12 protein-coding genes and 1 tRNA gene are annotated in these 15138 nt (G+C 68.9%); 8 read left to right on the top strand and 5 right to left on the bottom strand.

The window, feature by feature from the left end:
- Positions 1–246: 246 nt before the first annotated feature.
- The 4 genes from BM172_RS02825 to BM172_RS02810 all read right to left on the bottom strand — a co-directional run bounded on the left by BM172_RS02825 (position 247) and on the right by BM172_RS02810 (position 5945).
- Positions 247–816 carry a hypothetical protein gene (locus tag BM172_RS02825; protein WP_143096429.1) on the bottom strand — a complete coding sequence of 190 codons (570 nt, stop codon included), beginning with the start codon at positions 814–816 and terminating at the stop codon, positions 247–249.
- Positions 817–910: 94 nt separating this feature from the next.
- The gene (locus BM172_RS02820) at positions 911–2542 is read right to left on the bottom strand and encodes a recombinase family protein (RefSeq protein ID WP_026634566.1); all 1632 of its coding nucleotides are present in this window, start codon (positions 2540–2542) and stop codon (positions 911–913) included.
- A 418-nt stretch (positions 2543–2960) separates the two neighbouring features.
- The gene (gene xseA, locus BM172_RS02815; RefSeq protein ID WP_026634565.1) at positions 2961–4310 is read right to left on the bottom strand and encodes an exodeoxyribonuclease VII large subunit; all 1350 of its coding nucleotides are present in this window, start codon (positions 4308–4310) and stop codon (positions 2961–2963) included.
- Positions 4311–4472: 162 nt separating this feature from the next.
- A complete protein-coding gene (locus BM172_RS02810; protein WP_026634564.1) occupies positions 4473–5945 on the bottom strand; it encodes a phospholipase D-like domain-containing protein in 1473 nt (490 codons plus the stop codon).
- 119 nt (positions 5946–6064) lie between these two features.
- On the opposite strand from BM172_RS02810, the gene BM172_RS02805 reads away from it, so the two are divergent.
- From BM172_RS02805 to BM172_RS02770, 8 genes are all read left to right on the top strand, one after another.
- On the top strand, positions 6065–8014 hold the full coding sequence (locus BM172_RS02805) for an acetyl-CoA hydrolase/transferase C-terminal domain-containing protein (protein ID WP_026634563.1): 1950 nt from the start codon (positions 6065–6067) through the stop codon (positions 8012–8014).
- Positions 8015–8127: 113 nt separating this feature from the next.
- On the top strand, positions 8128–8532 hold the full coding sequence (locus BM172_RS02800; RefSeq protein WP_026634562.1) for a ketosteroid isomerase-related protein: 405 nt from the start codon (positions 8128–8130) through the stop codon (positions 8530–8532).
- A 2-nt stretch (positions 8533–8534) separates the two neighbouring features.
- On the top strand, positions 8535–9131 hold the full coding sequence (locus tag BM172_RS02795) for a GNAT family N-acetyltransferase (RefSeq protein ID WP_026634561.1): 597 nt from the start codon (positions 8535–8537) through the stop codon (positions 9129–9131).
- A 25-nt stretch (positions 9132–9156) separates the two neighbouring features.
- Positions 9157–10428: a bifunctional tetrahydrofolate synthase/dihydrofolate synthase gene (gene folC, locus BM172_RS02790; protein WP_026634560.1), complete on the top strand. Its 1272-nt coding sequence runs from the start codon at positions 9157–9159 to the stop codon at positions 10426–10428.
- A gap of 109 nt (positions 10429–10537) precedes the next feature.
- The gene (locus tag BM172_RS02785) at positions 10538–11608 is read left to right on the top strand and encodes an SPOR domain-containing protein (RefSeq protein ID WP_026634559.1); all 1071 of its coding nucleotides are present in this window, start codon (positions 10538–10540) and stop codon (positions 11606–11608) included.
- 20 nt (positions 11609–11628) lie between these two features.
- Complete coding sequence (locus BM172_RS02780; RefSeq protein WP_051548473.1) at positions 11629–12393, top strand: CvpA family protein; 765 nt, start codon at positions 11629–11631, stop codon at positions 12391–12393.
- A 22-nt stretch (positions 12394–12415) separates the two neighbouring features.
- Entirely contained in the window at positions 12416–13891 is a 1476-nt protein-coding gene (purF, locus tag BM172_RS02775; protein WP_026634558.1) for an amidophosphoribosyltransferase, read from the top strand.
- A 118-nt stretch (positions 13892–14009) separates the two neighbouring features.
- Complete coding sequence (locus BM172_RS02770) at positions 14010–14819, top strand: ferritin-like domain-containing protein (RefSeq protein ID WP_026634557.1); 810 nt, start codon at positions 14010–14012, stop codon at positions 14817–14819.
- Positions 14820–14898: 79 nt separating this feature from the next.
- Here the strand turns inward: BM172_RS02770 and BM172_RS02765 are convergent.
- Positions 14899–14975: transfer RNA gene (locus BM172_RS02765), tRNA-Pro, on the bottom strand.
- Between the last annotated feature and the right edge of the window lie 163 nt (positions 14976–15138).

Here is a 15138-nt window from a genome sequence, read left to right as displayed (position 1 = left end):
GGGCGTCCCCGTCGGGAGCAAGTGTCTGGTGCATGGATTTTCAGAGGCCTACACGTCTACAACAGACATGTTGCTCAGGATACGCTCTATGTCCATCCCCGGGCAGAGAGACCGATGCCGGAGAGCCTTATGGAACTCACGACGGCTAGTCTGGCCGGTGACACCATCCAGTGGACTGAACCTCGATGGCTTAGCAGTGTGTTTGAGCCGGACCCCATTGACCCTAAGGATCGTGATCGCGACTGATTAGCGATGATGAAACCGACGCGCAATGACTTCGATGTGCGCGATGCGCCGGTGGATTTCTTGCTCGTGAGCCGTCCAGTCCGCCACTCGCTTTCTGGAGAACAGGCGCTCCAGTTCTCGAGCATCCCCACCCATCTCCGTCCCTGCGCCTAAGTGCTGGATGCGTCGGGCAATCGCGACGTCGTGCCCCTGAGCACGCAGTTCACGACATGCCTCCAGTATTTGTTCACCTACACTTTGCTTGCGGTCGGCCAAACCAACCGTATCGGCGAGGAGGCGTTCGCGCTCGGCTTGGACGCGGTCCAGCCCAACGATTATGTCCGCCGCGATGGATCGCCAGTGCTTATGGCACCACGCTGGCGGCTTTTTCCAATGAAGATCCCCAATAAAGCAGTTGCCCATCGGAAAGAGGGTCCTTACAGGCGTCGGCAGCATTTTGACAATCGTAATCACATGCTCCAGAAACCTTTGCAGGGCTTCATGGTCGCCATATGGTTCGGCTTCAGACTGCCGCTCCAAGACCCAAAGGTTATGGCTCGTGGGATCATCGAATCCGTTGAATTCTCGCATTACCCTCTCCATCCTCAATTCGTTGTGGCTGTGGTGATACACCTATGCCTGACTTCGAGTCGACTGCATTTCGCGGCGCAGGGACATATGCGGATCAGCCGGCTAAGGCTCGAGTACTTACGTCTTCTGCGCTAAGCCATTGGCCCGTTTTGCGGTGAATGCGTAGCGCCCTGGGATGGCCGCCATGCGGTACCAGAACCAGATCTAGCGCAGGGTTGGCAGGCTCGCCGGGTTCGACACCAACGCGGTAGACCACGATGCGCGCAAAGGTGTCGGCCACGAGTTGGCGGGCTTTCAGTCGCGCATCGTAATCCTGGCTTTTCACCTGGACCACGAGCTCACGCCAGGCCTCTGCGGTCGTCGGCGCCTTGCGGGACACGGCTGCCCATTCCGTGTCGGCGTCAGTCACCTCTTGCCTTAGGTGCTCTAGCTCCTCTTCCAACTCACGGACCTTACGAAGGATGATCGCTGGAACCGCACCATCATCCTGCAGCAAGGCGTCGGTCAAGCGCTTGAGCTGCGCCTCCACGTCGGCGACGCGTGCCTTGGCGGCGGCGAGTTTCTGGCGAGCCGGCGGGTCAACGACGCCGCGTTCCAGTAGGGCGTCCAGATTGATCTGGTCCGAACAGAAGTCCAGGATCGCCCGTTCGATTGGGGCGATGCTCGTGCTGCCGCCCACCGGGCAACGACGATAGGCCTGCCCGGAGCCGCAGGACAGGCGACGATAGGTGTCATGGACCCGGCCGTCCTCGTCCTTTTTCCGGCTCATCAGGTTCTGGGCCACCATGGCCGATCCGCAGTACCCGCACTGGGTAAGGCGTAGGCCGGTGATGATGCCGGGCAGTTCGCCTTTACCCTTACGCCGACCCGACTGCGAGAACAGGCCCTGCAGTTCGTCGAAGTCCTCCGGACTTAGGATGGCCGGGTAGTAGTCGGACAGCGTGTAGTCGACCCCATCGACCGACAAGGTCTTGGCACCTCGGAGGGCGGGCAGGCGAAACACCTTATAGAGGTGCGTCGCCCGAGTCCCTTTGTCCGAGACGGAGAGTCCCGCGGCATTGAGACGATCGACAATGGCGACCGCCCCATGCCCGGCGCGGAACAAGTCGATGGCCATTCGGACGGCGTCGACCCGTTCCGGGATGAGTTGCCAGCCATCCGACCGCCAAGTGAGCCATTGGGGATCCTTGCCATTGCGGATACGACCGCGATAGGCGCCGTCCAGCCACTGCTGGCACTGACGACGAATGGCCGCTTTAACCCGCTTGCTCTTGGTATCGCTTTCCTCATGTGCCCGGATCATCACCAGCAGGCTATGGACCAGCTCCATGGGATTGGCCTTCAGTCCCTCCCGGTTGTATTCCCGGCCATCGCTGGCGGTCACCACGGTGATGCCGGCATTGATGATCTGGGCGAGCTGTGCCTGGGCCTGGAGCGGTTCGGCACGGCTCAGCCGATCCAGACCTTCCACGACCAGCACGGACCCGGCGCCAATTTGGCCCTCGTCCACGGCGCGGAGGAAGGTGCCCAAGGCGCCTTGCTTTACATGACGCTGGTGGTAGGCGCTCAATCCTTCGTCGCGGAGGGAGAGCGAGGCATCAAGCTGCAGCTGCCGGCCCTTGGCCCAGTTGGCCGCAAATTCGATCTGGCGATGGGCACTGCTGCCGGTGGACTGTCGGGCGTCACTGAAGCGTAAATAGCTATAAACCTTGATGTTTGCGTCCACGTGAAGCGTCGATCCCTGAGCAAGCTGCGAAGTCTATATGGAATCTCATGTGGCTGCCCAAGAGAAAGTAACCAAAGAGAAGGGCACCCTGCACGGCGCCCTCCGCAGCTTCGCTGCTGCGGGTACGTGAGGGCTGGCCGGGCTTTTTGACGGGACATCCATGTCCCGTCAAAAAGGCGAGGACTCCTGTCCTCGCCCCCTTCGGGGCCTGATCGTCCAGCCCTCACCGCCGCGCCAAGGGGGTTGAAGATCAAGAGCAAGATCAAAAGCGCACAAGCGGAACGCCGCGGGCTGTGCCGCGTGCTCTCGTTGGATCTTCGCGAGTGCCTGCGTCCCCCTCTCCCCGTCGGGGAGAGGGTTGGGGTGAGGGGCCGGGCGGAGCGAGGAGTTGAGGCTCGCCACTAGCGCTTAATACGCGCTACGCCTCGTTCTTCAACACCAACTCCCCATCCGCCAGCCTCGCCCGCACCCGCGCATCGGGCGCCACGGCAGCGGCCGTGCGGATCACGCGTCCCTGCTCGTCGAACAGAATCGCGTAGCCACGCTCCAGCGTGGCAAGCGGACTCACCGCATGCAGTGCGCGGGCGCTCTGGCCTAAGGCGGCGCGGTGGCGTTCGAGGATGCGCTGGATGGCCTGGCGCAGGCGGCGGTCCTGTTGTGCGAGTTGTTGTGCGTACAGCGGCAGGCGCTGGCGGGGATGGCGGGTGAGCAGGCGGGCGTGGTCGCGTTCCAGGCGGCGGCTGCTTTCGCGCAGGGTTTCGCGCATGGCGACGGCGAGGCGGTGGCGCAGGTGGGCGAGGCGTTCGCGGTCGCGCGACAGGCGGGTCTGCGGGCGCTGGGCCTGCAGGCGGGCGAGCAGGTGGTCGGTGCGTTGGATCAGCGCGTGCAGGCGGCGCTGCTGCAGGGTGGCCAGGCGCTGGCGCAGCTGGCGCAGGTGGCGCTCCAGCGAGGCGGCGTCGGGGACCAGCAGTTCCGCCGCGGCGGACGGCGTGGGCGCGCGCAGGTCGGCGACGAAGTCGGCGATGCTGAAATCCACCTCGTGGCCGACCGCCGACACCACCGGCACCGCGCTGGCGTGCACGGCACGCGCGACCTGCTCGTCGTTGAATGCCCACAGGTCTTCCAGCGAGCCGCCGCCGCGGGTCAGCAGGAGCACGTCGTAGCGGCCGCTGGCGGAGGCGCGGCGCAGCATCGAGACGATCGCCGGCGGCGCCTCGCGGCCCTGCACCGGCACCGGCAGCACCTCGACCTCGGCCAGCGGCCAGCGGCGCGACAGCACGCTCAGCACGTCGCGCACGGCGGCGCCGGTGGCCGAGGTGATCACGCCGATGCGGCGGGCGAAGGCGGGCAGGGGGCGCTTGCGCGCACGGTCGAACAGGCCTTCGGCGTCGAGCCTGGCCTTGAGCTGCTCGAACTCGCGCTGCAGCGCGCCTTCGCCGGCCGGCTCCATATGCTCGGCGACGAGCTGGAACTCGCCGCGCGGTTCGTACAGCCCCACGCGGGCGCGCACCAGCACATGGGTGCCATCGACGGGACGGAAGCGCAGGCCGACAGCCTTGGGGCGGAACATCGCGCAACGCACCTGGGCGTTGGCGTCCTTGAGGGTGAAATACAGATGCCCCGAGGCCGGCCGCGCCACGTTGGACAGCTCGCCCTCGATCCATACCAGCGGCAGCGCGTCCTCCAGCAGGTCGCGCACCAGCCGGTTGAGCGTGCTCGGCGTGAGGATGTGCCGCGAGGGCGGCGTGGGAGCGTCGGGGGCGTGCATGGAAAGCGGGAGACTAGCGCAGGAACTGCCGGGCTGTCATGGGCTTGGCGGAAAGACTTGAGGCGTAGGTTGGGGTGAGCCAGGGGCGAACCCCAACGATGCGATGCCCCGCCATGTTGGGGTTCGCCCTTGGCTCACCCCAACCTACGCCAGTTTCGACGCTCAGGCATCCGGCTCTTCGGTGGCCGAGATCCGCCGCTGGTGCTTCCTCCGCGCCCGCCACCCGCGGATGCCGAAGTTGAGCGCAAACCACAGCGCCAGCACCGCGATCGGCCAGCCGACCACCGCCGGCCACAGGATCGCCACCGCCGCCAGCACCAGCAGCGCGGCGGTGCCGGACAGCAGCGGGCCGGTCTCGGTATCGCCCAGCACGCGGCGGTCGGTCAGCGCGGCGCCCATGGTGTTGGCGATGCGCAGCGCGCCGGCGGCGGCGCGGCTGGAGCTGCCGCCCATGCGGCCGGTGCGGCTGGGCCGGGCGGAGGCGCTGACGCGATCGCGGTGCGGCCGGTTCGGGCGCGGGGTGAGCACGATCTCGGTGGCGTTGGCCAGGTCCTGCTCGTACTGCGCCGCCAGCTGTTGCGCAAAGGCGGCATCTTCCACCGCCACGTCAATCTCGCGGTTGCTCAGCCAGCTGGCGATATTGAGATTGGACGAGCCGACCCGCGCCCACTGGCTGTCGGCCACCGCGGTCTTGGCGTGCAGCATCGAGCCGTTCCATTCGAACACGCGGATGCCGGCCTTCAGCAGCGGCCGGTAGCCGGAGCGCGACATGCCGGCGACGACCGGGATATCGCTGCTGCCCGGCACCAGCAGGCGCACGTCGACGCCGTCGCGCGCCGCCGACGCCAGCGCCTGCACATAGGGTGCGACGCCGACGAAGTAGGCGTCGGTCAGCCACAGCGTGCGCCGCGCCATCGCGGCGATCAGCTGGTCCATCCGGTACATGCCGGCGGTGGAAGGCTGGGTGGCGATCACGCGCAGGGCGACCTCGCCGGCCGGTTGTATCGCTACCGGCGGAAACTCCGGCAGCGGCTCGCCGATGCTGGACCAGCTCTGCGCGAACGCCAGTTCCAGTTCCGCCACCGCCGGGCCGTGCAGGGCGACGCCGGTGTCGCGCCAGGGCGCGATGCCGCGCGCCGGATCGCCCAGCCATTTCTGGCTGATGCATACGCCGGAAAGAAAACCCACCTCGCCGTCGACCACCAGCAGCTTGCGGTGGTCGCGGCTGATCCAGCCGAACGGCTGGCCCAACTGCGGCGGATTGAACGTGCGCACCTGGCCGCCGGCAGCGCGCAGCGGCGCCCAGAAACTGGCGCGCGACTGGCCCAGGCAGCCGATCCAGTCATACACCACCGCCACGGTCACGCCGTCCTTCGCGCGCTCCACCAGCGCGTCGCGGAAGGCGCGGCCGATCTCGTCGTCGCGGATGATGTAGTTCTCCAGCAGCACGCGTTGCCGCGCGCCGCGGATCGCCGCCAGCCAGGTCTCGAAATGCACGGCCGCGTCGATCAGCAGGTCGATGCGGTTGCCCGGCAGCAACGGCGCGCCGGCGGCGCGGCTGAGCGCCTGTTCGGCCAGGCGCCGGGTGGGCGAAGTCGGGGACGCGGCGAAGTTCATGCCGGCAGTGTAGGGCATGGCTTGTGACCGTCGCCGTCGGTGCAGGCGGCGTGAATGAAGAGGGCATGAAGTGAGGCCATGCGGCGCCCATCCGGCCAATGACATGCTTCGCGGTGTTTCTGGCATGCTCCGCGCCCATGACGCCCGAGCAACGTCGCACCGACACGGAAGCCTGTGCCCGGCACATCGCCGAACGGCTTGGTCCCGATCTGCGCATCGCCGCGCCGCTCGGCCTGGGCAAGCCGCATGGCCTGCTCAATGCGCTGTACCGGCTGACCCAGGCCGACGGCTCGCGCTCGATGACGCTGTACACCGCGCTCTCGCTCACCCGCCCGCGGCCGCAGCCGGGCCTGGAAGAGCGCTTCGCCAAGCCGTTCCTGGATCGCCATTTCGGCCTCGACGCGGAAGACCCGCAGTACGCGCTGGACCAGGCGCGCAATGCCTTGCCGCCGAACGTGGCGGTGCACGAGTTCTACATGCAGTCCGGCGCCTTGCTGCAGTCGGGCAGCGCGCAGCGCAACTACATCAGCCAGAACTACACCCACGTCGCCCGCGACCTGGTGGTGCAGGACATCAACCTGCTGGTGCAGCTGGTGGCGCGCCGCGAAACCGCGGCGGGAGTGCGCTACAGCCTGTCGTGCAATCCGGACCTCACGCTGGACTTCCTCGACCAGGCCAAGGCCGCCGGCCGGGCGCGGCCGCTGTGCGTGGCGGTGGTGCATCCGGAGCTGCCGTACCTGAGCGGCCACGCCGAAGTGCCGGAGGATTTCTTCGACCTGGAACTGCAGCCCGAAACCAGCCCGCCGCTGTTCGCCCTGCCGCGCCAGCCGGTCGACCTGGCCGAATACGCGCTGGGCCTGCACGCCAGCGCGCTGGTCAAGGACGGCGGCTGCCTGCAGATCGGCATCGGCGCCCTGTCCGATGCGCTGGTGCATGCGCTGCTGCTGCGCCAGCGCGACAACGTGCACTGGCGCCGCGCGCTGGTGGCGCTGGACCCGCGCGGCGCCACCCACGCGCTGGCCGCGCGCATCGGCGGCCTGGCGCCGTTCGCCACCGGCCTGTACGGCGCCAGCGAAATGGTCATGGACGGCTTCATGCATCTGCAGCGCGGCGGCATCCTGCGGCGGCGCAGCTGGGACAACCTCGGCCTGGAGCGCGCCTCGGCGGCCGGGCGGCTGGCGGCGGAAACACCCGGCGGGCATTACCTGCGCGGCGCGTTCTTCCTCGGCACGCGCCAGCTGTACCGCTGGCTGGACGAGATCGAGGCGGCCGATCCCGATGCGATCGACATGTGCCGCGTGTCCAACGTCAACCAGCTGTACGGCAACCACCAGAACCTGGCCGCCCTGCAGCGGCGCGGCGCGCGCTTCTTCAACACGTGCATGATGGCCACGCTGCTGGGTTCGGCGGTGTCCGACGGACTGGAAGACGGCCGCGTGGTCAGCGGCGTCGGCGGGCAATACAACTTCGTGGCGATGGCGCACGAGTTGCCGGACGGCCGCTCGGCGCTGCTGCTGCGCGCCACGCGCAACGTGCGCGGCGCGGTGGAGACCAATATCCGTTTCAACTACGGCCATTGCACCATTGCGCGGCACCTGCGCGACCTGTTCGTCACCGAGTACGGCGTGGCCGACCTGCGCGGCAAGAGCGACGGCGAATGCGTGGAGGCGATGCTGGCGATCAGCGATGCGCGTTTCCTCGATGCGCTGTGCGCGGAGGCGAAGGCGGCGGGCAAGCTGTCGCCGGATTTCCAGATTCCCGAGAAATGGCGCCGGAACCGGCCCGAGCATCTGCGCGAGGTGCTTGGGCCGCTGGAGCAGAAGGGCCTGTTTCCGGCGTTTCCGTTCGGCAGCGATTTCACCGAGGTGGAGCAGCGGCTGCTGCCGGCGCTGGCGTGGTTGAAGTCCAAGAGCGGATCGTGGCGCGGGCGCTGGGATTTGCTGCGCGCGCTGTTCCATCCGGGGGAGCGTGTGGACGGCGAGGACGAGGCGCTGGTGCGGATGGAGCTGATCGGGCGCGGGAGTCTGCAGGATCGAGTGTTGCGGAGGTTGGTGGCGGCGGGGTTGAGAAGACGCAGGTTGGGGTGAGCGCAGCGAACCCCAACGAACCTCGCAAGACGAGGGCCACGTTGGGCTTCGCTGCGCTCACCCCAACCTACGCGTTACTCTGTTCCGACTGCATCCTTGTCCATGGTCGCTCGATGTCCCCCGCCGAAGCCCTCATCCGCCGCTACTACGCCGCCTTCAACGCCGCCGACTGGCCGGCCATGCTCGACTGCCTGACCGACGACATTGCCCACGACATCAACCAGGGCGGCCGCGATACCGGCATCGAGGCGTTCCGGGCCTTCCTCGGCCGCATGGAGCGCAGCTATCGCGAACAGCTGAAGGACATCGTGGTGATGGCGAGCGCCGACGGCACCCGCGCCGCCGCCGAATACGTGGTGCATGGCGAATACCTCGCCGACGACGAAGGCCTGCCGCCCGCGCGGGGCCAGCGCTACGTGCTGCCGGGCGGTGCGTTCTTCGAGATCCGCGACGGCCGGATCGCCCGCGTCAGCAACTACTACAACCTCAACGACTGGATCGCCCAGGTCGGCGGCTGAGCATGGCGATCGAGGTCGTGACCTGCAGCGGCGAGGCGGTCGCTCCCTACCTGGGCGACCTGGCGCGGCTGCGCATCGCGGTGTTTCGCGAGTATCCCTACTTATATGAAGGCGACGCGCAGTACGAGCAGCGCTATCTCGCCGCCTACGCGCGCTCGCCGCGCAGCGTGTTCGTACTTGCACTGGATGGCGGCCGCGTGGTCGGCGCTTCCACCGGCCTGCCGCTGGTGGACGACGGCGAGGCGTTTCATCGGCCCTTCCTGGAACGCGGGCTGCCGTTGAGCGAGGTGTTCTATTTCGGCGAGTCGGTGCTGTTGCCGGAGTATCGCGGACAAGGACTCGGCCATCGCTTCTTCGACGAGCGCGAAGCGCGTGCGCAGCGCCTGGGCGGGTTTCGCGTCACGGCATTCTGCGCGGTGGAGCGCGCCGATGGCGATCCGCGCCGCCCGGCCGGCTACCGTCCCAACGACGTCTTCTGGCGCAAGCGCGGCTACGTGCGCCAGGAAGACATGTTCTGCGCGCTGGACTGGAAGGAGGCGGGCGACGATGCGCCGACCACCCATCCGTTGCGCTTCTGGCTGCGTCCGCTGGACGCCTGATTCCTTCTCTTCTGGAAACCCTTGCATGTCGCGCACGCTGGCCGAGTGGCTGAGCTATCAGGAAGGCGTCAACCCGCGCAGCATCGAGCTGGGCCTGGACCGCGTGCGCGAAGTGTGGCGCCGCATGGGCGCGCCGGCGCCGGCGCGCTGGACCGTCACCGTCGGCGGCACCAACGGCAAGGGCTCCACCGTGGCGATGCTGGAAGCCATGCTGCGCGCCGCCGGCCGCCGCGTCGGCTGCTACACCTCGCCGCATCTGCTGCACTACAACGAGCGCATCCGCATCGACGGGCGCGACGCGGACGACCAGGCGCTGGTGGACAGCTTCGAGCGCATCGAGGCCGCACGCGGCGAGCTGGCGCTGACTTACTTCGAATTCGGCACGCTGGCGGCGCTGGACCTGTTCGCGCGCGCCGGCCTGGATGCCGCCGTACTGGAAGTGGGCCTGGGCGGGCGGCTGGACGCGATCAATATCGTCGATGCCGACGTGGCGGTGATCACCACGGTCGACCTGGATCACATGGACTGGCTGGGCAACGACCGCGACAGCATCGGCCGCGAAAAGGCCGGCATCGCCCGCAGCGGCCGTCCGGCGATCGTGGGCGAGACCGCACCGCCGGCCGGCTTGCTGGACGAGCTGGCCGCGCTGGGCGCACGGATTGAGCGTGCCGGCGTGGATTTCGCGGTGGAGCGCGCCGCGCATGGCTGGGTGTGGCGCCATCGCGACGGCACCGCGTTCGAGCTGCCCGATCCGTCGCTGGCCGCGCCGGTGCAGTACGCCAACGCCGCCGCCGCGATCGCCGCGCTGCATGCGTCGCGCGGGGCCAGCGCGACGATTCCCATCGCGCAGCTCGCCGGCGGCGCCGCCGAGGGTGTGCGGACCGCCCGCGTCGCCGCGCGCCTGCAGTCGCTGGGCGGCGATCCCGAGCTGATCGTCGACGTCGGGCACAACCCGCAGGCCGCGCGCGCGCTGGCCGAATGGCTGGATGCGCATCCGGGCGGACCCGTGCATGCGGTGTACGGCGCGCTGGCGGACAAAGACGTGGCCGGCGTGATCGCCGCGCTGGGCGGGCGCATCGGTCATTGGCACCTGGCGGGGCTGGAGCGCGATACGCCGCGCGGCCTGTCCGCCGAGGCGCTGCGCCAGCCATTGCAGCGCGAGCTGCCGGCGGCCGCGTTCGATCTTCACGCCGACGTGCAGGGCGCATTGGCTGCCGCACGCACGGCGGCGCGGCCCGGCGAGCGGATCCTGGCCTTCGGTTCCTTCTTCGTGGCCGCGGCGGTGCTGCAGAAATGAGCGCGCCGGGTGTCCTCTGAACCGTCATTGCAGCGTTCGCATGGGTGATCGCCGGCGTCGGGTATAATCCCGTCGTTTCGTGTTTGCGCTTACCGCCTTGGAGCCTGTCTTGAAAACACGTCTGCTGGGTGCCGCCGTCCTGATCGCGCTGGCGGTTCTGTTCGTGCCGATGTTCTTTTCCAGCACGCCGCCGAGCACGGGCGGCGACGAAACGGTCAGCCTGGCCATCCCGCCGGCCCCGGACCGCGACCTGCAGACGCGCACCATGAGCCTCACCCCGGGCGCTGCCCCGGCCGGCACCGCCGCGGCGCCGACGCCGGCTTCGTCCGCGGCCGGGCAGGCCGCCACGCCGGCCGGCTCGGACCGGCTGGCCACGGTGGACATCGGTTCCAACCGTCCGCGCGACGTGGAAACCGACCCGGCCGCCGGCCAGCAGCCCGCGCCGACCACGGTCACCCGCCCCGGCGCGCCGGGCCAGCCGGTGATCCCGAACCAGGCGCAGACGCAGCCGCCCAAGCCCACGACGCCGGCCATTGCGGACCAGAGCAAGCCCGCCCAGCCCAAGCCGGCGGCCACGACGCCGGCCCCGGTCGCCGACCTGCCGGCCGCGACCGCGGCGCACGGCCGCTTCACGCTCAACCTCAGCGCCTACGCTTCTACCGCCAGCGCGCAGAACCTGCTGCAGCGCGTGCGCTCGCTCGGCTACCCGGTAGCCAGCCGCCCGCTCAACCAGGGCGGCAAGCAGCTCACCCTGGTCACCGCCGGCCCGTTCGATACCCGCGCCGCCGCCGAGGCCGCGCGCCTGAAGATCACCCAGACCATCCCCGGCGTGCCGGCCCGCCTCGAAGGCAGCGCCGGCACACCCGCGCAGGACGACGCGCCGGCCCAGGCCGCCGCCGCACCCGCCGCCAAGCCGGCGGCCGCGCCTGCCACGCCTGCGCGTGCGGGCGGCTGGGCGGTGCAGGTCGCCGCCATGGGCAGCCAGGCCGACGCCAATGCGCTGCGCGACAAGCTGCGCGCCAGCGGCTTCGACGGCTATGTCGACACGGTCAATGCCAGCGGCAAGCAGCTGTGGCGCGTGCGCGCCGGTCCGCAGACCCAGCGCGACGATGCGCTACGGGTGCGCGACCAGATCAAGACCAAGCTCGGCCTCGCCGGCAACGTCGTTTCCGCGCCCTGAGCCTCGAGACCCGCGCCGCCATGAACTGGGCTGACTACATCATCTTGGCGGTACTGGGCATCTCGGTCTTGATCGGCTTGTGGCGCGGCCTCATCTCCGAGGTCCTGGGCCTGCTGATCTGGGTCACCGCGGCGTGGATCACCTGGACCTTCGGCCCGCACGTGGCCGAGCTCTACGCCAACAAGATCAGCCTGCCGTCGGCGCGCCTGGCGGCCGGCTACGCCACCACCTTCGTCGGCGTGCTGGTGCTCGGCATCCTGGCGCGATTCCTGTTGGCCAGGCTGGTGGAAGGTACCGGCCTGAGCGGCACGGATCGCCTGCTGGGCATGCTGTTCGGTCTGGCGCGCGGCGTGCTGGTGGTGACGGTCGGCGTGTTCCTGGTCAGTCTCACCGCGCTGACGCGCGATCCATGGTGGCAGCAGTCGGCGCTGTTGCCGCAGTTCACCGGCGTGGCCGGCTGGCTGAGCCAGCAGGTGCCGAGCAGCGCGAGGCGCTTCCTGCAGCAGCCGACGGCGGCGATGGACCAGCTGCCCTCGCTGCCGGACAAGCTGCCGGAGCTGCGCCTGCCCACGCAGTTGCCCAGCCAGCTGCCGCAACTGCCGAGCCAGCTGCAGGGCTTGCAGGGCTTGCCGGCGGCGCTGCAGGGCCTGGCGCCCGCACCGGCGCGCAGCGCAGCGCGCGCGCCGGGCGTGGATGCCGGCGTGCCGCGCGACCCCGCCGCGACCAGCGCCGCACGGGATCCGAAGGCAGTGGAAGCCGCCCCGCGCCAGACAACGAATCCTTAAAGCACTTACAGGCATCACAACCATGTGCGGAATCATCGGCATCGTCGGTACCACCGAGGTGGCATCGGCTCTCTATGACGGCTTGACCGTGCTGCAGCACCGCGGCCAGGACGCGGCGGGCATCGCCACCGTCGAGGGCGCGCGGCTGCGCCTGCACAAGGGCAACGGACTGGTGCGCGACGTGTTCAACCAGACCGCGATGAACGGCCTGCGCGGCCGCATCGGCCTGGGCCATTGCCGCTATCCGACGGCCGGCTCCGAGGGTTCCTCCGAGGCGCAGCCGTTCTACGTCAACTCGCCCTATGGCATCGCCTTCGCGCACAACGGCAACCTGGTCAACACCGAGACGCTGCGGCGCGAGATGTTCGAGGACGACCGTCGCCACATCAATACGGATTCGGATTCCGAAGTACTGCTCAACGTGCTCGCGCACGAGCTGCAGATCCAGGATCGCATGGCGCTGACCCCGGACCATATCTTCAAGGCCGTGGCCGGCGTGCACGCCCGCGCGCGCGGCGGCTACGCCTGCCTGGCGCTGATCCTGGGCTACGGCCTGCTGGCCTTCCGCGATCCCAACGGCATCCGCCCGCTGGTGCTGGGCGAGCGCGTCACCGCCGAAGGGCGCGAGTACGCGGTGGCCTCCGAGTCGGTGGCGCTGGACATCCTGGGCTTCAAGCGCCTGCGCGACCTGGCGCCGGGCGAGGCGGTGTTCATCAGCGTCGACGGCCAGCTGTTCAGCCGCATGTGCGCCGAGGGCGCGACGCATGCGCCGTGCATCTTCGAATACGTGTACCTGGCGCGCCCGGATTCGATGATCGAGAACGTCTCGGTCTACAAGGCACGCCTGCGCATGGGCCAGAAGCTGGCCGAGAAAATCCTGCGCGAGCGTCCGGACCACGGCATCGAGGCGGTGATCCCGATCCCCGACACCGCGCGCACCGCCGCCAGCGCGCTGGCCGAGGCGCTGGGCGTGCCGTTCCGCGAGGGCTTCGTCAAGAACCGCTACATCGGCCGCACCTTCATCATGCCGGGGCAGGGCGAGCGCGTGAAATCGGTGCGCCGCAAGCTCAATCCGGTGGAGCTGGAGTTCCGCAAGAAGAACGTGCTGCTGGTGGACGACTCCATCGTGCGCGGCACCACCTCGCGCCAGATCATCCAGATGGCGCGCGACGCCGGCGCCCGCAACGTATTCTTCGCCTCCGCGGCGCCGCCGGTGCGCTACCCGAACGTCTATGGCATCGACATGCCGGCCGCGTCGGAGCTGGTCGCCGCCGGCCATACCGAGAAGGAAGTCGAGCAGATGCTCGGCGCCGACTGGCTGATCTACCAGGACCTGAAGGACCTGTTCTGGGCGGTGCAGGACGGCAACGAATCGCTGACCCAGTTCGACGCGTCCTGCTTCAACGGCGAATACGTCACCGGCCTGGACAAGCAGTATCTGGAGCAGATCGAGATGCTGCGCTCGGACGACGCCAAGGCGGCGCGCCGCAGCGCGTAAGCGCCTGCCGTGCCGCGCAGGTTGGGGTGAGCCGCAGGCGAACCCCAACATGGCGAGGCGCATGATGGAAAACGATGTTGGGGTTCGCCTGCGGCTCACCCCAACCTACACTTGCCGCATGACCGATCTGCACCAAGCCGCCAGGCGCTGCCTCGACGCCACCGATCCGGCGCAGAAAGTGCGCCTGACGCGCGAAGCGTGGAATGCGCTGCTGGCCGGTGAATTGCAGCCCGACCCGGCCTCGCCCCCGCCCGAACCGATCGGCGCCCCAGGCCGTCCGGAACGTCCGCTGCTGGTGCACGCCAGCAAGGTGCCCAGCCGCGGCCTGGGCACCTCGGAAGGCCGCGCCGCGCTGGTGCACGCCGTCGCGCATATCGAATTCAACGCGATCAACCTGGCCTGGGACGCGGTGTACCGCTTCCGCGGCAAGCCGGAGGCGTACTACCGCGACTGGGCCAGCTGCGCGCACGACGAGGCGCGCCACTTCGACATGCTCAGCGGCCGCCTGGCGGAACTGGGCCATGCCTACGGCGATTTCGACGCGCACAACGGCCTGTGGGAAATGGCCGAGAAGACCGCGCACCACGACACCGCCCGCATGGCCCTGGTGCCGCGCGTGCTGGAGGCGCGTGGGCTGGACGTGACGCCCGGCATCATCGAGCGCCTGCGCGGCGCGGGCGACGAGCGCACCATCGCCATCCTGGAAGTGATCCTGCGCGAGGAAGTGGCCCACGTCGCCGCCGGCACCCGCTGGTTCCGCCATTGCTGCGAGCGCGACGGGCTGGAGCCGCGCCAGGCCTTCCTCGATCTGCTGCGCGACTACATGGGGCGCGTGCCGCGCGGGCCGTTCAATCGCGCCGCGCGGCTGGAGGCGGGTTTCGACGCGGAGGAAATGGACCGGCTGGCGGAGCTGGCGCTTACCGACTGAGCGGCGGGCCGCGGTGCGCGCAGCGGCCGAACCGGGCGCAATAAAAAAGCCGGCGCGGGGCCGGCTTTTTCATCGAATTTGGTCGGGGTGACATGATTCGAACATGCGACTTCTACGTCCCGAACGTAGCGCTCTACCAGGCTGAGCTACACCCCGTGGGAGCCGCGTATCTTAATGACCCTTGGCGGACTTCGCAACAGGTCCGGATCATTCGGATTGCGCGGCGTGGCCGGCCAAGGGCCGCGCGGGCCTTCTGCTAACCTATGCGGCTACCGCTGCGCGCGATCGGCGCCCAGCCGTTTTCTTCTTCTTGAAGCAG

The sequence above is a fragment of the Dyella marensis genome (genome assembly GCF_900112865.1).
Taxonomy (GTDB): Bacteria; Pseudomonadota; Gammaproteobacteria; order Xanthomonadales; family Rhodanobacteraceae; genus Dyella_D; species Dyella_D marensis_A.
Note: the sequence above shows the minus strand (reverse complement) of the source record. Positions and strands in the feature narration are given on the sequence as shown.